This is a genomic window from Streptomyces collinus Tu 365, assembly GCF_000444875.1.
Lineage (GTDB): Bacteria > Actinomycetota > Actinomycetes > Streptomycetales > Streptomycetaceae > Streptomyces > Streptomyces collinus_A.
On sequence record NC_022001.1, the window covers coordinates 1 to 18,775 of the forward strand.

Consider the following 18,775-nt stretch of genomic DNA (forward strand, 5'->3'; position numbering starts at 1 on the left):
GCCCGCGGAGCGGGTCCCTCCTCGCTGCGCGAGGAGCAACGGAATTCGCTTCGCGAATTCTGGAAAAGCGCTTCGCGCTTTTCTATAACCCGCTCCGCGTGTTGAGGAATTCACGCTTCGCATGAATTCGGATTTCCGCTTCGCTCCAATCCTGGCCCGGGTCGCTGCGCTCCCTCCGGGCGGGGCGTCCGCTGCGCTCCCGCCCCTTGCCGGCTTCGCCGGGCAGCAGCAGGGGTGAGGCTGCATCAACTCTGCTAACGGGTAGGATCACGAACCATGGCCCACTGCCTCCCGTTCGAGGCCGGGGCCTGGGAGGGACTGCCAGCTCGGACTCCCGAACTGACTTAGCGTCACCGGACTCTCCGTCAGAGACGACCGGTCGAACTATCCTGGCCAGCGGACCAACACAACCAGTACGCGGGAAACGTAGCACACGCCCTGCGCAGTTGAGACACTTTATAGTCGTACCGACGTGCCGATGCATCAGTTCGCTTGTGAGCTGATGCATCGAGTAGGATCACGAACCAGTTTAATCCACCTGGAGTTTCGGGGGTGAGAGAGGCTCGATGGTCGGCTAGAAGGCTGTCCAGCCTCACAATATAGATCCAAGGGGCGCGGATGAAGTATGTGCCTTGGGATTTTCAGAGTGGTTATCAGCTCTCATTGCGTTCTCCCATGCCTGGCTTTTTATTCCACTGGCTTACTGATAAGTAGGCCAGGTGGGCGCTGAGGGGGAGTATGTCGACGGCACTTCTGGGTATGAGTTGGCTACTGCGTGGGAGTATTCGGCCGGTCGCCGGTCAGGTTCGAGATCCCCTGTCGGTGTGTAATGTTCATGACAATTGTGCGATGAGCTGCATGAATGGACGGACGTACGAGTTGGTGGCGCTGCAGGCGTTCTAGTTCTTCCCGAAGTCCTTCTTCGTGAAGGTGGTGCCCTGGGCCGCGATGTTGAGGAGTTCGGGTGCCATGGAGGACTCCGTGAGGCTGGGCTTCTTGAAGAAGCACCTCACCTCTGACCTGCCCTGATGTGAGGGTGCCCTTTACGGTCACCGGCTCTCGGTTCCACACGTCGAGGTGACTGTCCGCCCGCTGGCTGGTGATACTCGACAACGCCGACGAGGCGGACCTGTTCCGGGCCTGCGCGTAGGGCGCTGCAACCGGCCCATGGCGTTGTAGCTGTACAGCCCCCTTGTGAAGGGCGGTCGGCCCTGGTGCTCGGCTGTGTCCTGCGCTGGTCGAGCTCCAGGGCGTACACCACGGACTGGGTCAGCGTGCTGTTGCTGGTGTCGGGATGCCTGTGACGAGGAGGGGGCGGCGCAGGTACAACGCTGCGTTGGTCATCTCGGCTTCATGGGCGTGGAGATGAACGTCGTCGTCTTGTGCTCCTCGGCCCGCTCGGGGGAGGGGCCGAGGTCGGGCTGGGAGCTGCAGTTGGTGTCCGTGTCTCCTCGGCGACCATTCAAGTCGGTGTGCGACCTCGCGCTGGCTTGGACTTCCTCTCTCTCCGGGCGTGCCGGGTCAGCCGTTCCGGGTCGGCGCAGTACACCGACGGGTTGCGGACGTCCTCGCCGGGAAGGCAGCGCGGGGCGTAACTGCCGGCCCGACCCATCGGAGTGGTTCGAGGTCAGTGTCGCGATGCCGAGCTGTTCCGGGGCGTCGTCGTAGGCCGCCTTGAGGGAGTCCAACTGCTCGATGGCCCTGTCGGTCTCCACGACCATCGTGGTCGCCGGCGCCTTGTCCATCTCCTCGGCCGGCCCGAAGTCGACCGCGGACATCTCGGGTGGGAGCAGGGTGGAGGCGGCCGTGCTCCTCGTAGACCAGGGTCCCGCAGGTCCCGGGGGCGGGCATGGCTGTTGGGCGGGAGCTCGCCGCCGGCCCTCAGGCCAGGTTGTGCTGGAGAGTTGAGAACCGGCGTCACTGTGTGTGCCGCCCGCCTTGTTCCACCAGACCGCGTCGTAGTCGCACGCGTAGCGGTAGACGTACTCGACGGCCATCTGTGTCTTGCCGACCCCGCCCATGCCGTGCACGGCGAGGCGCCCGGTCCGGCACCGTGCAGCCGGTGAGGGGACACGTTCCTGGATGGCTCGCACCTGGTGAAGTGCGTGTTGCGCCGCGGTACGTCGCCCCACAACTCCGTGATGCACGGTGGGAAGTGCTGGCCGTGCGTTCGCCGGGCTTCGCGGCGCCCGGCCGGCAGGCCGAGCCGTCCAGAAGGCGCCATTCAGCCTCGTCAGCGACCAGATTGGTCCGGCAGGGCCGAGGCGAGCATGGTGGCCGTGAAGGGTACGGACATGGTGGTCCTCCGCGGCGGGCTCGAGGCGGGACGGGTCGGTGCCCAGGATGGTGGTGCTCTGCAGCTCGAAGATGTCGGGGCAGGTTTGCTTCACGGTGTTGCCCCGCTCGCGCGGCGAGGGGCAGCAGCCGCTGCCTCCTGAGCAGCCCGTCGCGCTGGACAAGCCTCCACCTGCGCCCCGCGAGGGTCGCCGACCGTGTCCTTGAGCGCGGACCCGGACGGCGCGTCGTCCTCGACGTCGACGCCGAAGTCCGTGGCCAGACCGGCCAGGCCCGCGGCGTACCCCTGCCCGACCGCGCGGAACTTCCACTCGCCCTCCGCGGCGGTACAGCTCGCCGAAGATGACCGCGCTGACCGCGTCGGCGTCGTCGACCGCGAACCGGAGCAGCCCCTCGCCCGTCGCGTCGGACAACGTGACGCTGGGCTCCTCCACCTCTCCGAAGCGGGCGTCGCCGTACCGGCTCGCGGCGACCACCAAGCCAGCGTCGTCGCGCACCTTCCCGTCCACGCCCAGCAGCACGGCACGTCGGGGTCCGCCAGGTGGTGTCCTCGTGTTCGTAGACGTAGCAGTAAGCACCGGAGAGATCGCATCCGCTGTGGACGTCGGGGACGAACTGCTGGTTCGGACACATGAAAAGGGGCGGGGCTCCGCAACCAGGGTGTGGTCACGGCCCCCGCCCCGAGGCGGTGGACGTGCCCCACCAGGACCTCCTGGTGGGGCATCTGCCTCATGACCTCGGCCGCAGCTTCGCCAGCATCTTGATCGCCGTGAAACCGAGGCCCCCGAGCACAGCAGCGGCGCTGGCCGACATCGGCTGGTCGTGGGCGAACAGCCAGACACCGCTGCCGCCCAGGGCCGTGGACCCGACTCCGAGCACGGACTGCGACGCCGTGATCAGGCGGTTCTTGACCCGCTCCAGGGTCTCCTTGCGCCGGTCGCATGCCTCGCACGCGCCGGGCATGCCGGACGGCGGGACTGTTGAAGCAGTCATATGAACTTCTTTCTTGATCTGAGTGTGACGACAGCAGGGCTTTGCATTGCTCACGCGGAGGGCCCGACGACCGGCAGAGCCGGGTGGTAGACGTCGTACCGCTCCATGTGCGGTGCTCTCGTGATGTTACTAGCGGCCCCCTCCCGAGACGCGCGTGCACGAGCAGTTGAACACCTGGGACCCACGGTATCCGAAGCGGGCGGGGACGGTGCGGTCTCCTGAAGGCGAAGTCTCCCACGCACCGTGCCCGTTGGTCCGAGCCGACATTCCCCGCTGTCGCGCCCAGGCCTTTTGACACGTTCTCAGAAGACTGGCGGAAGACCGTCGGAACGCTCCTCTGCGCGCCGACCCCCTCAGCAAGAAATACCCGACAACCCAGCGAGCAAGATCATTTTGTTCAGCTCTGGCGACAGGAAAGCAGGATGTACGGGGAAAGAAATATCTCCGATGGGCGCATGTGGAACAACCGATAACTTGTATCTAGGGCTGTATATGCCTCGGTATTACAGATCGGAGCGTCGCCGCGAGGGGGCCCTGTGGCGAACCACGGCAGGCGCAGAGCAGCTTGCGCGATCACTGACTGTCATGATCATGTCGTTTCACAAATGATAGAGTTGGGCCCAACAGAGACCGTCCTCCCTCGACAGAGGCCGCAAGGGCGGTACGCTCCATACGAGCCCTCTTGGTTTGTTAGTTGTGACGACAGCAGGCACAAGCAGAGCTCACGCGGAGGGCCCCGGTCAGGAGAGTGCTGTGGTAGGCGCCTTCTTCGCCGGGGCCTCTGCTCATCCTCGCCATCGTTCCCAGCCTGTACGTTGGCTCAGTCTCCAGCCACGCCCAGTTAGCCCATCAATGCAGTTCAGAGCTTCTCTGCAGTCAACCATCCCTGCAGGGGCGGGGACTTACGATCATGATCGCTAGGGGCGGGACCATCCCCGCAGGCGCGGGGAGCACGCATCTGGCTGCCCCTCGCTCGGGAGCACGTTCGGACCATCCCCGCCAGCTGTAGCCCTGCGAGGAACGTGGAATGCAGGAAGAACCGCCAAGTTCTGCGGGCACCGCTGCTCAGACCGCCGTTTCCGCATGCGCACCGCGCACACAAACAGCCCACCCCAGTGCCGCATTTACCGCGGCAACAGCCCAGGGGGGCGCCCAGGGGATCCGCTCGCTCCTCCACAGCCTCGCCTGGTGGACAGGCTCCTGACCAAGCCGCACGACTGGCTCAGAGCTTTGCGGCGCACACTGGCCCCACCACCTCCTCGACGCGTGCTTCCTCCTCCGCAATCGAGCTGGGCACGTATAGCGCCGCCGCCGGCTGCAGAGGCCAAGGCCGCTGCCCTGCGTCGGGCCTGCGCCAAGGGCAAAAGCGCCCGGGGACGCCGACAAAGCGGGGATGCGGAGGGTGACGCTGCGGGCAGCTGTCCTCCGGGCCCGGCGAGGCAGAGAAGAAGCGGCTGTATCGACCATGGCCGATCACAAGCACTAGGTTCCTGAGCGGAGGTTCGAGTGAGGTTACGAGAAACGATCGAGAGTGCGCGGATACCGGTGATCGGGGCCACGTGTCCGGGTGGAGCGGGCATCGTTAGGCAGCACACCGTGGCCGCCTGCTTGGCAGCCGCATACGCGCGGGCAGGAGGAAACCGGTGAGCGACCGCAGCGCGATCGAATGGACGGAAGCCACCTGGAACCCCACGACCGGCTGTGACCGCCTCTCCTCCGGCTGCGACAACTGCTACGCCCTGGTCCTCGCCAAGCGTCTGAAGGCGATGGGAGCGACGAAGTACCAAAACGACGGTGATCCGCGCACCTCCGGGCCAGGATTCGGTGTCACGCTCCATCCAGACGCGCTGAACGTCCCCTACGGGTGGAAGAGCCCGCGGACGGTGTTTGTGAACTCGATGTCCGACCTGTTCCACGCGAGAGTGCCACTCGACTACGTGCACCGTGTCTTCGACGTGATCGCCGCTACCCCGCAACACACCTACCAGGTGCTGACCAAGCGGGCACGGCGCCTGCGGCAACTCGCCCCACAACTCGACTGGCCGGACAACCTGTGGATGGGCGTATCGGTGGAGACCGAGAAGGAGCTGGCGCGCGTCAAGGATCTGCGTGAGGTCCCTGCGGCTGTGCGGTTCTTGTCGTGCGAGCCGCTGCTGGGACCGCTGACCGGCCTGGACCTGGACGGCATCCACTGGGTGATCGCAGGTGGCGAGTCAGGGCCCGGATACCGGCCACTGGAGGAGACCTGGGTGACCCAGATCCGAGACGCCTGCCAGGACGCCGGCGTCGCGTTCTTCTTCAAGCAGTGGGGTGGCCGCACGCCCAAGGCCGGCGGTCGTCTCCTGCAGGGGCGGACCTGGGACCAGATGCCCCTGCACGCCGCAGCCTGACCGACCTGCGCGTGGCGCGGTGGCCAAGCCGGCCCAGGCCACGCCATCACATCAGGCCGCAAGGTTGCCGGGGTACAGAGTGATCTCCCGAGTCTTCTTCACGCCCACCCCATTGCTGGGCGTCCTGCCCTGCTCGTGCAGCAGCCGCACCGCCTGGCGCACTGCGGGCTCGGTGACCTGCCCGTAGAAGGAGCCGAAAACCTCCAGCGTGTGGTCGACAAGCTTCACTGGCCGCCGCACCCTGAGCAGCAGCTTCGCCAGATTCTCGGCAATCTCCGGGACTGCCCTGGCCTCGACCTCCTTCGGATCCGGGCGGGTCATTGAGGTCATGGAGAACAGCGCATCGTCCTCCTCGCGCTCCTCCAGGGTCTCCCACCACTGCGTCCGCGCCCGTGCGACGGTGTCCCCGAACACCCACAGGCCGTACGGGCTGCGGGTGGCGAACACCAGTCGGTACACCGCCCGCTTGCGAGGGGAGTGCGATACCGGCACCGACTGCACGACCATCTCGGTGCGCCCGGCCAGACGACGGGCGTATTCGGCCGCCACAGCCTCGATCGCGTCCCCGGCCGCGCCCTCGACATCGCAGGAAGACACCGCGTCGGCGAAGTACTCCCGCCACCACGTCCCGCCGCACACGTCATCGAACCGCCGCAGCGACGTCTCGTTGCCGCGCGGGGAACGGACGTGCCCGCCAAGACGCCACACGGCCATCATGCTGAAGTTCATCAGCAACTCGGTCGCCGGCCGCTGCTGCGCGCGCTTGCGCGCGAGGACATCGACCAGGCGGTCCTGCGGCAGGACGAGCCCGCAAGGGTCAAGGAAGAGGAACAGCGGCTGCCGGGCAGCCCGTTCGACAACCTGGTCGAGAAGGCTGTCGACCTCACCACGATGAGCATGCGCCCGGACGCCTCGAGGAAGGTAGAGCTGGATCACCTCGCGCAGCCGCTCAAACGACTTCGCCTGAGGCTCGGAGAAGAAGCACTCCAGCGTGAGCCCGGGCCCGCTACGCAGATACGAAGCGACCCGCAACGCGATCTCCGCAGATGCCGGGTCACCATTCTCATAGCGCCCCTCGCCCGCGTATCCGTCGAGGTAGACAACGCGCCCCTCCTGGGACTGCCTGCTCGTCATCCCCCCGAACTGCGGCAGATACCGCCTGAGTAACTCGTGCTTGAACACACTGGGCAACGCCTTGTCCGCCCAGTACCCCCCACCCGTTCCAGACGACATCCCGCCCCCAGGACTTTGGTACTCACCAGGTCACACATGGTGAAGCACAAGCGAATACCCGGCAAGACCGGGACACAATGCCGGGCACCACTGCCCACCCCTGCAGGAGCGGGGAGCACTGCTGCCGGCTTACGGTCATGATCACTAAAGCGGGACCACCTCCGCCGGGAGCACCACGGGATCGGGGCGCACCCAGGACCCTCCCGGCGGGCACAGGGAGCACCGTTTCCTTTCAGATGGCGACGCTCCGGATACCGGCTCCAGTGACCGCTACGGCGCAGCCGTCTGGCTGCTGAGCCGGGCCTGACCTCCAGCAGTCGCGAACAAACGCCGCCCGTTTCCTCCGGCCGAGCTAGCCGCTGCAACTCCAGCCCAGAGCACCCAGCCGCACCCTCCACCTACCCCACGAAGGCGACCTCTTCCGCACAGCCGTTTGGGAGGTCCGGCGGGCAGCAGCGAGGAGCGCAGTGACCCGAGCACTATCAGTGCCGGTGACGGTGGCGATGCGGTCGATGCTCAGGCAGAGGTAGTCGTGGAGTAGTGCGGTGTCCTCGGCTGGCGTGGAAGTGTGGCCAGCGCGGCGGGCGACGGCTCGAGTGTGCTCTTCCCAGGCCCAGGCGGAGGGGCACCGTTCGGTCATGATCCAGGTCCAGTTGCTGGCGATGAGGTCGAAGAGTTGGGTGACGCTGAGCCGGGCTTCCTCGCGAGAGAGGCGTGCAGCAGCGTAGGCGTGGTAGGCCGGGTGGTGCAGGTCGTAGAAGGCGTAGAAGGCAGTGGTGAGTACTGCCGCGGCGGGCGGTGTGGGCTTCATGGTCCTTCCCTCTGACGGTGGCAGGCAGGTCAGCTGAAGGTGGTGGGGCTGCTTTCGGCGGCCGCCTGAGCACGGCGCCACAGGGGCCGGGTGATGTTGGGCAGGCTTTGCAGGAGGACGGTGAGCCGCTCGATCACCGGCCAGTCGGGGACGCCGGGGCCGAGCATTGCGCGGCCGAGGTCGTCGGCGCTGATGGTGCGCTGGGCGGCGGCCAGGATGACCTCGGGGTCCGGTGAGCCGAACGCGTAGTACAGGCCCTGCAGATAGGTGCGCAGGTAGTGGACAGGGTCTTCGGCGTTCGAGGGCTGGACGTTGGCGGCTGCTTCCCACAGCGGTTTCATCAGCTGAGGGTCGGAACCGCACACCTCGCAGATGATCCTGACATGTCTCCAGGAGACTTCACGCTGACCGGAAAGCATGCGGGAGACGTAGGACTCGTGGACGCCCATCTGCTCGGCGATTTCCCGCTGGCGACGGCCGGATGCGTTCCACATCCGGGTGAGGGCGCAGGCCAGGCGCTGGCCCGGCCTGCGCAGCATCGGTGTGCCGGCAGCGGTTGCGGAGTTGTGGGCGGGCATGGCGGGCATGGGCCGTCGGCGGGTGGCCAGGGCACGGTCGACGGAGAGGGGATCGTATTTCTTGCGCAGCCGGTCCTCGGTACGCCTCGCGATCGGCTCGAGGTCTGCGAGCGGCTCACCCTGGGCGCGCTGGCGGACGACGACGACCCCGATCGCCTCGTCCACCACGTCCCGGAGGCTGACGAGAAGCTGTAGAAGTTCGGTGTTCGGCGTGCCCACCCGGTAGGCGCTGAGCAGCAGGGCTTCGGAGACCACGGTGCAGTCCTCCGCTATGTCGCGGAGGGCCTCGGTGCAGCGGCTGGCACGGGCGGGATCGGCTGAGGGCGCCGAGCGGGCGGGGCGCGGCGTGCGGTCACCCATCTGGTCGCGGGAACGAGTGGTCAAGGGAAGACTCTTTCGGGGCGCTGGACGGGTATCTGTACCGGCGTATCCGGCCGCCTGCGGCCGGATACGGCTGGGGGCCGGTGAAGCGCGAGCATCCACTCGCATCCCACCGGCAATCAGGTCAGCGTCGGGAAATCCACTGGCGGACCAGCACAGACCCGTGAGCAGTCGTCAGAAAGAGGGCAATGACGGGCAGCGCACGTGGGGGTAGAGCGCCCGGGATCGCGAGCAGAGGGAGGCAGATCGCGGCCATGGGCAGACTCCCGCGGAGCATGACAGCCTTGACATGCCATACCGGGGTTTGAGCCGGGTGCGGCGACGGGATGATACGTTCACGACTCGTTTTCCGCGCAAGTGCGTATGCGCCTGCGGGAAGGCGTGTTCGGCGTCGGCGCAGCGACATCGGGATCTCCCTTGCTTCGGGCTGGCGTTGGAAGCGACAAGACCCCGGCGCACGGGCTACCAACCATCGGTGCCGGGGTCTTTGCCGTCCGGCAAGGTGCCGGGAGCAGGACGCTACTACTTTGCGCAGCGGTCCCGCGCCAGAAAGTAGCGCCATGGGTACAGGTGCCCACCGCCGTCCGGACGGTCACGCCCAGAAAGCCCCGTACACAATCGTCATCAATCGATCAAAAACGATCGAGAAAATCGGACATATAAGGGTGAATCAACGGCCCCGAGTGCGCCCGCGCGGACTTCGACGTCTCTCTGCGCACCTGCCGCGCGCCCCTGCCTCACCGCTTCAAGATCCACAAGCGTGTCAACAAATCCACCAGCCCGCCATGTACGCGGCACCTCCAGCCGGGTCCGAGGGCACCACCGGCCGGGCCCGCTCCGACGGCACCGCCGGCTGCGAGCCCCGGCTCTGCGCTGAGCTGACACGGGCTTGGAGGCTGACGCGGTGCGACTGGGGCTGTAGCTAGCCTCAGGCGGAACCAGCGGCGGTGGCGCCGGGCATGCAGCGCGCGCCCGGAACCGGGGCTGGTTCCGTTCCTCCTCCGCTTCATGGCCAGCGCGCTCCCTAGCCGCGCGTGTGGCACTCTCGTCAGCCAACCGACCGCCGCGAACCTCCCAGGTAGCGTCCTGGGTCACACTGGACGTCGTCCGGGGCCCATCAAAACCGCAGCTCATCGCCGTGATCCCGGGTGCTTCGACGCGCCAACTACTCCCCTGGGGAGCCCCATGGTGCTGGCCCGGTCCCGCTGAACCCTCGGCAGCCTCTTCCCCGGTACGGCGTCCGGTCACGACACGGCGGCCTAGAGGATGCCGACCGCGGCGGTGAGGGCGACACCGACCGGCGCCGCGAGCGCCGGCCGGCGGTGAACGACGTAGCCGAGGCCGACGACCACAGCCACGCCGACAACGGCCAGGAGCAGTACGACGCACAGCACGAGCAGGGTAATGACGTGCATCCCCTGCAGCATTTGAGCGGTCTGAGGAAAGGGCCGCCCGCAGCCCGCATGGCCGGCCGACCGAGCGGCCAGGCGGCTCGCGAGGGGGCGTTCGTCGGGATGCCGGCGGGCGAGGGCGAGAGGGGCTTGGGGAGCAGCTGCTGCGCTACAGCGCATGGCAAGCCGCCCCTCTGCCGGGGAGAGAGGCATCAAGGCTCTAGCAGTACAAGTCATGACGCTGCAGCGCCGTTCTCGGGCTCTTGGGAAGGCGAGTTTATTTCCATGCCCTCTGACAGCCTGAGAAGGATGGGGTCGCGGGGCGCCATCGGGTCCTGGCCACGGACCACGACTGTGTCCCGAAAAACCTGCTCCACCTCGCTGGCCGCGTGCGGATGAAGTGCGGCCTTCCCCGAGATCACACCGCGCAGGAACCAACGCGGACCGTCGACGCCTACGAAGCGCACGATCTGGAAGCCATCAGAGCCGTCCGGCAGCTGCACCTGCACTTGGGCCTGCAGCTCCCATCCCAATGGCCCCTCGACTTCGTCGATGATGCCGCCCTGCTGGACAATTCCGGTGCCGATCTCCTCGCGTACCGCGTCCCAAATCCCTTCGCTTTTTGGCGCAGCGAAGGCTTGCAAGTGGATGGCGCTGTCGCGGAGCACTACGGTCGCCGAGATGATCGCGTTGCCCGCGACATCGACCCGTATCTCCATATTATCCACAATCGGCAGTATTAGACCGCCGAAGTCTAGCCGACCTTCGACTGGTTGGTCGACTTCCGAGTAGTCCCATGGACCTTGTGATCTTGGGTTATTTCCTCTAGGGGTGACAGCTTTCGATGCAGCGCTTTTGTTCCGTTTTTTCCAAAAATCAGGAGTCGGTGGAATTGTATGCTTGTCGATGATGGCTTTGGCTTGCATGAGCACGTCTGCGGTGAGGCCTTGAACTCCAGTCAGCTCCGCACCGCGAAGATCTGTTTGCGTCAAATCAGCATCGGCCAGATTGGCGTCCGCTAGTTGCGCGTATTGCATATTCGCATTTTGAAGGTGCGACCCGCTGAAGTTTACTCCCTCTAGTTGAGCACCGCGAAAGTCAGTCCCTACAAGTGATAGCCTCGATAGATTGGCTCCGTGCAGGTCCAGGGTGCGATTCGGTTCACTTTGCGACAGCACGATTTCCAGTGCGTTTCGCACACTGGCCGACGGTGGGCTGGCTTCTGGCTCTGCCGGAGAGCGGCGGATGTAGGAACAGAGTGCTTGCATGATTTCTGGTGTTGTGTGCGGCAGTTCCCGGCTCAGCGTTGCCAGCTTGGAAACTGCTGAGATTCGTTCGTACTCGATGTGCGAGTGGAGTCGGCGGATCTGTGCAGCGACCAAGAGTTCTGCCGGCTGTTCGCGTGGTGGTTGCGTGGCAGGGTTGTCGAGGTCGACGCCGCGCGTTGCCAGGTAGGCAACGGGGTCGACCTGTCCTGTTTCCGGGCCTGTATGGATCTGCAGGTGAAGTTGGGGGATGGTGCTGTTGCCGGTCGCCCCACTGTCGCCCAGTTTGGCGCCTGCTTCGACCGCTTGTCCTTGACGTACACAAATTGCGGACAGGTGGGAATAGGAACTGTAGAACAAATCCTCTTTGTGCCATATGACGACCTGGTAGCCATATGAGCCGGCCCACCCAGCCCTCGCAACTGTGCCATCAGTAATGGATTTTACGGGTGTCCTCATGGGGACATCGAAGTCAATTCCTTTGTGGTCATTTCCCGACCAATGTGACTCGACGAGACAGAACCCCCTGATGACGAGTGCATTGACAGGGGCTACGTATTCCTCGGTGCGCTCGTTCGGAGCGGTAGAGGGTTCCGCGTGGTCCTTGGACGAGTAGGTGCCGCGGTCCTGAGTCGGCACCCTTGCGGTGTTGTGTAACGAGGCTGGCTCGTCGTCCTCATCCAGCTCGTGCCAGTTCCGAAGATTCACCATGTCTTTCATTTTTCCCTTCAGCGTCTCTAGCTGAAGGCGCAGTTCCTCACTTTTTTCTCTCTCTTCTCGCAGTTGCACCTGGTGCGCGTCGTGTTCTTGCTGGGCTGCTACCCGGGCTGCCCGTCTCGCGTGGCGCAGCTGTTCGTGCAGCTCTTGACACTTCCGAAGGGCATTGTCACGGTCGGTCTCGGCGTTCCGAAGTTCTTCCTTGAGCGATGCTATTTCCTCGGCGAGACGGTCCCGAATGAGTTGGTTCTGCGTTCGCTCATTTTGCAGATATTTCTGAACTTCTGCGTTCTTGGAGTCTGCTGCGGCGGCCGACTCTTCGAGAGCCCGGCACCTCTGCTCAAGCTTTTCCCTCGCTCCGTGCGCAGCGGCGATCTCTCCTCTGATCTCTTCTACTATCTGCTGCGTGGACTCGAGTTCCCTCTGTGCTTTTTTCTTCTCTTGCCCGACGATGAAAGCATGGTATTCGTGAGGGTTCTTTTCTCGAATGTAGTTGTAGTAGAGAAGGAGATTGGTGTCATGCACTTCTTCAGTGACAGCTCTTCCCGTCTTCTCTTCTAAGGCTGTGAAGAAACTGTCGTAGAAGGACCGGGAAGGCGGCCGGTCTCCAGACAAGATTCGAGAAACCTGTCCGCGTGAGACGCCAACGTCATCGGCGAGTTCCCCCAGATTGCTCCAGCCGCTGTGCTGGTACAGCTGCCTGAACAGCTCGATGAGAGCGCGTTGCGGCTCCCTCAGGCCCGGCTTGATCGGGTTGAGGCCCGGCGGCTGTGCCTTGTCCTGATCACCCATCCATCCCCCATCGTGCGTTGCCTTGCTGGAAATCGTCCCACTTCAAAGGGGTCTGACGGTGCGTCTTACGGCAACGCACAGCGGCGTTTCAGAGTGATCGTGCCGCACAGCGCGTGGCCCACCTCCTGGGCTTCTCGGAGAGTCTGTGCGGTTCAGACGGAGACCCGCTCGCCCCTGACCTGCCAGAGCCGCGGGCGTGCGGGTCTCCACGGCCGAAGGAAACGCATGCTCATCGACCTGACCACCATTGTCGTCCTTGTTCTCGGAGGACTGGCGGTGTACATCGCCCACAAGCGTCCCGAGCTCGGAAGCGCTCTTGGAGTGGGAGCCGTCGTCATCACGCTCCTAATCCTGCTGCTGCAGGGCCAAGACCAGGGACAGGCAGCCTCCCAAAGGCCGCTGCCGGCCACCAGCTCTTCTCCGACCGGGCAGGGCTGCACCAAGCACTGATCACGCACTGAACATTGTCCAACCGGCGCGGGCAGGAGAGTAGCTACCAGTCCTGCCCGCCATCCGGTTCGCACGACAGCCGTCTCGAGGAAAGCCCTGAGCACCGCCACTACAGGCCCGGGCCACCCCATGAAATTTGAGCGGAGTTCCTGATTCTGCGAGATGAGACGTGGCTAGCACGGCGAGCAGCAGAGTCAGGGTGATATGGCTCTCCCAGTACACGGAGACAGGCCGGCTGCCGTAGTGCGCGGAGGGGGGCGGCGGTGGGACCGGAGAGCGGTACCCGCCTACGGCCGGTGTGGAGGGCGGAGTCCGCCTACTGGAAGTGCTGGGCGAGGCCGTCGGTCCACCCGAGTCACCGAGCCGAGCATCCGCGGTGGTGGCTGCTGCGGGATCATGGGGTTCCGTGGATGCGGTGGAACCGGGGCCCGGGGACGTTCCTGCAGATGGCGTCGGGGATGCATTTCCTTCTGCACCTCCCCGGGCTCCGGCCAGCGAGGTTGCAAATACGTTTGCAAGGGGCCCCATCGCCAGGGCGAGCTGGGACTTGGCAAGCGCCTCCCGCAGCGCCTTGACTTCCTTCCGCGCCTTCTTCCGCTCCTGTTCCGCCAGGACGGCGCGTGCCCGCGCCGTGGACAGTTCATCCTGCATGAGCAGCCGTTCGTCGCGTGCGCTCTCGCGGGCCGTCTCGCACTCGGCGTGCGCCTGGTTGTAGCGGTCCTGCCAGTTCTTCAGCACATTCTCGACGTCCGTCAGGCGCTCCTCCAGTTTGTCGACGTGCCGCTGCGCCGCGGCCAGCTCGGCACTCAGCCGCCTGGCCTCGGCGTCCGCCACGTCGAAGCCCCTCTGCAGTTGCTTGAGCCGCTCGACCATCGTCTTGGCTTCTTCCAGCTGGCCCGTGAGCCGCTCGTGCACCGCGCGCCACCCGGACCAGCCGTCGAAGGTCTCGACCAGTTCCTTCTGGGTCTGTACCAGGGCGCGTTGCGCCGGCAGGTCGACCGCTTTACGTGCACGCGCCAGCAGACGCAGGCCCTCCACCAGCTCCGCGTCGCTGACTGGCCGGGCGATGGATTCGTTGAGGGCCGCGACGAACGTGCGCACCTTATTCGTCTGCGGCAGGTTCACCGCGTTCAGCCACCGTGACAGCGTGCTCTGGTCGATGCCCAGCCGTGCTTTCTCGAGCTCTGTGCCGTAGTCGCTCGTCATCTTGACGGTGGCCGCCTGGGTGAGTGAGTCCCATCCGCCCCGCTCCAGGCACTCCTCTAACCACGCCACCCACGCCTGCCACTCGGGGCAGCGCTGCTGCCTCTCAGGCTTCTCCTTACCCCTGCCGACCCTGCCGAGATCCCAGTGAGCCGGGTGATGCGGCCCTTTGCCGTCGTCCATACGTCACCCCCGTTGCACCCGAGGCTTGCGCTGCGTTTCCCGCCTGTCCTCCCCCCAGGACACCCTGAGGCAGGTGGGATGGGCTGCCCGTACTCGCGGCTCAGATTTGTGTGCCGTCGCCCAGAGCGAACGGGTTCGTGCCGCCGTCTTCGGCGTTGACCGGCCTCTTACGCGGCAGACGAGCGCGCGGCTCAAGCCGGATGTGGTACAGATCCGCGATAAATCGACGCAGAATACCGGGCTTGCCATCAGAAGGGTCGTAGTAATGCACACCGACCATGTTCGTCAGCCTGCGGGGGCTCGGCCCCTTCTCTTCCTCGCCCAATCGCAGGGCTAGCAGGTAGATGTCGTCGCGGTCCCAGGTGTCGCGGATGGTGCGGAGAAATCGCTCCGGATACGGCTCGGTCTTCAAACGCAGGACGGCCTCGTCAATCTTCTGCAGACGGTCCGCGGCCTTCTGGTCCTCGCGCTGCCGGGTGGTGCGAAGCTCTTCCCTCAGGCTGTTGGCGTCAACGCTCAGCTTGTCCCAGGCCGTCTCGGCTTCGTGCCGTGCCGCCTCGGCTTCCTGCAGGTCCTGGCCGGTCAACCAGACGGCGGCCCGTAGGTCGCACAGCTCGTCCTGCATCGCCATACGCTCTTGCCGTGCGGCCGCTCGGGCCGTCTCGTACTCGGCGCGCAGGCCCTCGTAGCGGGCCTGCCAGCCCTCCAGAGCGGCATGGACACCGGCCAGCCTCTCTTCCAGCTGCCGAACGCGACGCACTGCCGCGTCGTAGTCGTCCCGCAGTGCCTCGCTGGCAGTCTCGACCTCCGCGATCCGCTGCTGCAGGCGTTCAACGGAAGAACGGGCTTCCTCCAGCTGGCCGGCCAGGCGGTCCCTGAGCCCACGCATCTCCTCGAGCCTGGCCGAAGCCTCGGCCAGGTCGCGCTCCCGCTGCTCGACGTCGCACTGGGCCGGAAGCATGGCCGCGTCCCGGGCGACCCGCGCGGCCTCCAGCAGCCGCAGGCCCTCGGCCAGCTCAGCCCCCGTGAGCCGGTCAGGAACGTTCCCGCCGATACGCCGGCGCTCCTCAATGCGCTCGTTGAGGCACTCCATGACGGTCTGAAAGAGCCTCGGGCCCGGCAGGTGCTTGCCGTCAAGCCACCGCGACATAGTGCTCTCGACGACGTGAAGCTGCCGACGCGGAATCTCGCGGCCCTTGCCGTCGGTCGTGATCACCTCCCTGCTGGTCTGCCCAAGCGAGGTGAATCCACCACGGGCAAGAGCGTCAGCGAACCACACAAGCCACGCCCGCCTGTTCGCAGGCAGGCCCGGCGGCGGCCACTCGGCCTTGCCGTCATCCTTCTTGCGGCCCTTCCACTGCGCAGGATGGAAGGGATTGCTCCCAGCGCTCTCGTTCATGTGTCCCCCCAGCGCGCCGATCTCGCGCGCGTCCTGGTGCGTCCCCACGCACCTCATGGACCTGTTGTTCCCCTGCAACGGGCGGTGCACCCCCCTGGTTGCACGTGCCTCGAGGCGGCTTGCTTCCCTGCGTTTCTCGGTTGCAGCTTCCGCAGCAGCTTCGCCCCCGATTTCGTAGGTGGTGCGCTCGCGGAAACCGACCATCGGTCCTCGGGGCGCCGGCCCCGGCCCGCCGTCGGGAACCAAGGGGTGGCCCGCCGTGAGCGACTTGCCGGAAGCAGCACGGCGGGCCTGGAACCCGGAACAAGGGGGCTCCATGAACGGCCAGATCAGCGTCCGCACCGTCCTCCTCATCATCGTGGGGGCCGCCGCCGGATGTCTCGCCTACCGCGCGCCGGAATTTGGCGTGGCCCTGATGGTCGGCGTAGGCGTGGTCGGCCTGTTGCACATCCTGATGGGCGAGTAACCCAGGGCTCTGGGTCCCTGGCTGGGGATAGATCTGCCATCCGCGGCCAGGGACCCGGGGGCCTCGTACGTGTACCTGAGTCAGTCGCCAATCGACGGGCTGGCCGCCGGGCTACTCGTTGCCGGCGAGCGGTCGCAAGCAGGCGCTCAGCAGCGTGATTGCTTCGGCCGTGCCGTGACCGCTTCCCAGTCGCCGGAAGGCTTGCTCGGCCGACGGCCTCTGCGCCACCCTGTCGCGGCTACACGCGGTGGTCGTCTTGTCGTGGAGCTTCGACAGCGACTCCTAGGGACGTGTCCCCGATGCCGTCCTCACCCGCTGCTGGCGGGGCGCTGCAGGCGATCAGAGGTGGCACTACCGACGCATTGCAGTGCAATGCATTGAACGGTACGGTAGACGCGAAGCTAGCTGCCGCGGGCGGCTAGAAGTGGAGCCAGGTGACCTGGGGCAGACCGGGAGCCTGGCTCGGCGTCTTTCTGGGCCCGGATTTCAACAGTCAGTGGCCACGTCGAAGTCGATCAGCGTCTCCCCCAGCAGGTCGGTGTAGCGGCTGTCGCCCAGCCGCTGGGCGCGGACGGCCCCAGCGACGATGTCTGAGATCCACAGCAGGGGCTCCGTGGCGCCGGGAATGTGCTCGGCCCGCATCATGCTGCCCTTGGGCAGGACGGTCTGCCGGACCGTGGCTATGGTGCGGATGTCCCGGGCGTTGAGTTCGTCTTCCCGCGCTTCCAGGCACAGGCGAGATACGCCGAACCCGTGGAGCTCCTGGATGAGGGCGCTCAGGCACTTGCTGCGGGCCCGTTCCTGTTTGCGGCGGGGCACTGGGGAGCCGACCGAGACGACGTGGAGCCCCTCCTGGGCGGCCACCGTCTGAGCGGCATCCTTGCGCTCGGTGCGGTCCATCTCGTTCCAGTGCAGCTTCGCGGTGTCGCGTGGGCCTTTCAGCCCTCGCATCGTCAGACGGGCGGTGCCGGCGACGGCAGGGTCAAGGACCGTGGCGGCGATGATGTAGAAGCCGGCGGTCTCGTGCTCGCGGAACGACTCGTCCAGCCAGGCCGTCCTCACCTCGTCGTTGTCGTTGTGGGTACGCGGACGTTCCCCCCTGGTACGGGCTATGAGGTCACCTCCCTGGTCTGGCGGCCGCGGCCGCAAGCTTCTTGGTGTCATTGCTGCTGGCCGTCTTGCCCGTGCTGCCGGTGGGCTGGGCGGCCTGCTTGCGGGGCTTGCGCGGCCGCATGGCGGTGGTGCGCTGGTACTGGTAGGCCAGGGTGAAGCCGCTGGGCGCCAGCGGGGCCTGCTTGAACTCCGGACGGCGCTCGACGAGGCCGAGCTCGAGCAGCTTCTTCAGGCCGCGCTCGTGGGTGTCGGACGACCAGCCGTACCACTGCGGTGCCTTCTCGGCGGGGAACTTCGACCAGTTCTTCTCGCGCAGCACCACCAGGAGCAGCGCCAGGGCGGGCAGGTCGACCACTTCGTCGTAGCCCTTGGTCCAGAACGTCGAGGGGATCTGCAGGTACAGGTCCTCGTCGGTCTGGCCCAGCGGCCGCTCGTAGGGGTCGCCGTGGCCGTCCTCGCGCAGCAGGGTGACGGTGATCTGCGTGCCGGAGCGGGTGCAGGTGATCAGGTTGCGGTCCTGGAGCCGGCGCAGAGTGCGCCAGGCGCCGGTGCGCGCGGCCTGGTCGGTAGCGGTGCGGTCGATGTCCATCATGCGCGCCCACACGGCGCTGTCATGGCGGGTCGACCAGCCGTCCGCGCCGCTGCCGTTGCTGCAGGCGGCCACGATCAGCAGGTACGCCTTCAGTCCGCGCAGGTCCCGTCCGGTCACGAACTCGCTGAGCGGTCCGTGCCTGCTCGCGGCGCCTCTGGGCGCCTGTACGAATGTCTTGCGCAGCGGGACGTTGGCGCGGATCGAGCGGCGGAGGATCGCCGTGCGGGTGTCGCGGCCCGTCGCCTTGACTGCCTGTATGTCCCGCTCGGCGGGCGAAGTCGTCTTCATGCCCCCGAAGTTAGACGTACTGCTATGGCGAGAACAACCAGTTCAGCCTCTCCCCGCCTGGCCGTGTGAGCGGGTATATGAGAGGGCCAAGTGAGAGGTCAAGGTGAGAGGACCACCTGGAACCACTGTGTAAGGACAATCTGGGATCGAGTACGTTCCAGCTCTTGCGTCTGCCCGTCCCGTATTGCCCGCTGGGCCGCTACGGCACAGGTCGCCGACCACTTGGACTTCCCCG

At 66.0% G+C, this 18,775-nt stretch carries 14 protein-coding genes and 2 pseudogenes; 3 read left to right on the plus strand and 13 right to left on the minus strand.

Annotated features, from left to right (window positions below):
- Window positions 1-1,340: 1,340 nt before the first annotated feature.
- From B446_RS39395 to B446_RS35380, 3 genes and pseudogenes are all read right to left on the minus strand, one after another.
- Window positions 1,341-1,778, minus strand: a complete 438-nt coding sequence (locus tag B446_RS39395; RefSeq protein WP_020945030.1) for a hypothetical protein — start codon at window positions 1,776-1,778, stop codon at window positions 1,341-1,343.
- A 740-nt stretch (window positions 1,779-2,518) separates the two neighbouring features.
- Window positions 2,519-2,774 (minus strand): annotated as a pseudogene (locus tag B446_RS40660) (TerD family protein); the annotation flags it as partial.
- A gap of 250 nt (window positions 2,775-3,024) precedes the next feature.
- Window positions 3,025-3,288, minus strand: a complete 264-nt coding sequence (locus B446_RS35380) for a hypothetical protein (protein WP_148305760.1) — start codon at window positions 3,286-3,288, stop codon at window positions 3,025-3,027.
- A 1,643-nt stretch (window positions 3,289-4,931) separates the two neighbouring features.
- Here B446_RS35380 and B446_RS35385 point away from each other — a divergent pair.
- The gene (locus tag B446_RS35385) at window positions 4,932-5,678 is read left to right on the plus strand and encodes a DUF5131 family protein (RefSeq protein WP_020945032.1); all 747 of its coding nucleotides are present in this window, start codon (window positions 4,932-4,934) and stop codon (window positions 5,676-5,678) included.
- Between the two features lie 51 nt (window positions 5,679-5,729).
- Here the strand turns inward: B446_RS35385 and tcmP are convergent, their stop codons facing one another.
- The 6 genes and pseudogenes from tcmP to B446_RS41035 all read right to left on the minus strand — a co-directional run.
- Window positions 5,730-6,860 carry a three-Cys-motif partner protein TcmP gene (gene tcmP / locus B446_RS37815; RefSeq protein WP_020945033.1) on the minus strand — a complete coding sequence of 377 codons (1,131 nt, stop codon included), beginning with the start codon at window positions 6,858-6,860 and terminating at the stop codon, window positions 5,730-5,732.
- A 403-nt stretch (window positions 6,861-7,263) separates the two neighbouring features.
- Window positions 7,264-7,722: a hypothetical protein gene (locus tag B446_RS35395; RefSeq protein WP_020945034.1), complete on the minus strand. Its 459-nt coding sequence runs from the start codon at window positions 7,720-7,722 to the stop codon at window positions 7,264-7,266.
- A gap of 29 nt (window positions 7,723-7,751) precedes the next feature.
- A complete protein-coding gene (locus B446_RS35400; protein WP_420010352.1) occupies window positions 7,752-8,555 on the minus strand; it encodes a helix-turn-helix domain-containing protein in 804 nt (267 codons plus the stop codon).
- 1,385 nt (window positions 8,556-9,940) lie between these two features.
- Window positions 9,941-10,096, minus strand: coding sequence for a hypothetical protein (locus tag B446_RS39400; RefSeq protein WP_158506800.1), 156 nt, complete (start codon window positions 10,094-10,096; stop codon window positions 9,941-9,943).
- Between the two features lie 209 nt (window positions 10,097-10,305).
- The gene (locus tag B446_RS39405; RefSeq protein WP_158506805.1) at window positions 10,306-10,998 is read right to left on the minus strand and encodes a DUF3710 domain-containing protein; all 693 of its coding nucleotides are present in this window, start codon (window positions 10,996-10,998) and stop codon (window positions 10,306-10,308) included.
- 36 nt (window positions 10,999-11,034) lie between these two features.
- Window positions 11,035-12,846, minus strand: a pseudogene (locus B446_RS41035) (peptidoglycan DD-metalloendopeptidase family protein); the annotation flags it as partial.
- 225 nt (window positions 12,847-13,071) lie between these two features.
- On the opposite strand from B446_RS41035, the gene B446_RS35420 reads away from it, so the two are divergent.
- Window positions 13,072-13,296, plus strand: coding sequence for a hypothetical protein (locus tag B446_RS35420; RefSeq protein WP_020945038.1), 225 nt, complete (start codon window positions 13,072-13,074; stop codon window positions 13,294-13,296).
- Here B446_RS35420 and B446_RS35425 read toward each other — a convergent pair whose 3' ends face one another.
- Together B446_RS35425 and B446_RS35430 are read right to left on the minus strand one after the other, a co-directional pair.
- Window positions 13,297-14,682: a hypothetical protein gene (locus B446_RS35425; protein ID WP_020945039.1), complete on the minus strand. Its 1,386-nt coding sequence runs from the start codon at window positions 14,680-14,682 to the stop codon at window positions 13,297-13,299.
- A gap of 100 nt (window positions 14,683-14,782) precedes the next feature.
- Window positions 14,783-16,129 carry a hypothetical protein gene (locus B446_RS35430; protein ID WP_148305762.1) on the minus strand — a complete coding sequence of 449 codons (1,347 nt, stop codon included), beginning with the start codon at window positions 16,127-16,129 and terminating at the stop codon, window positions 14,783-14,785.
- A gap of 268 nt (window positions 16,130-16,397) precedes the next feature.
- Between B446_RS35430 and B446_RS39840 the strand changes: the two genes are divergently transcribed.
- Window positions 16,398-16,547, plus strand: coding sequence for a hypothetical protein (locus tag B446_RS39840; RefSeq protein WP_020945041.1), 150 nt, complete (start codon window positions 16,398-16,400; stop codon window positions 16,545-16,547).
- A 486-nt stretch (window positions 16,548-17,033) separates the two neighbouring features.
- Here the strand turns inward: B446_RS39840 and B446_RS35435 are convergent, their stop codons facing one another.
- Both B446_RS35435 and B446_RS35440 read right to left on the minus strand, forming a co-directional pair.
- Complete coding sequence (locus B446_RS35435) at window positions 17,034-17,609, minus strand: hypothetical protein (protein ID WP_020945042.1); 576 nt, start codon at window positions 17,607-17,609, stop codon at window positions 17,034-17,036.
- 55 nt (window positions 17,610-17,664) lie between these two features.
- Window positions 17,665-18,540 (minus strand): hypothetical protein, encoded by an 876-nt coding sequence (locus B446_RS35440; protein ID WP_020945043.1) that lies wholly within the window; start codon window positions 18,538-18,540, stop codon window positions 17,665-17,667.
- Window positions 18,541-18,775 lie beyond the last annotated feature (235 nt).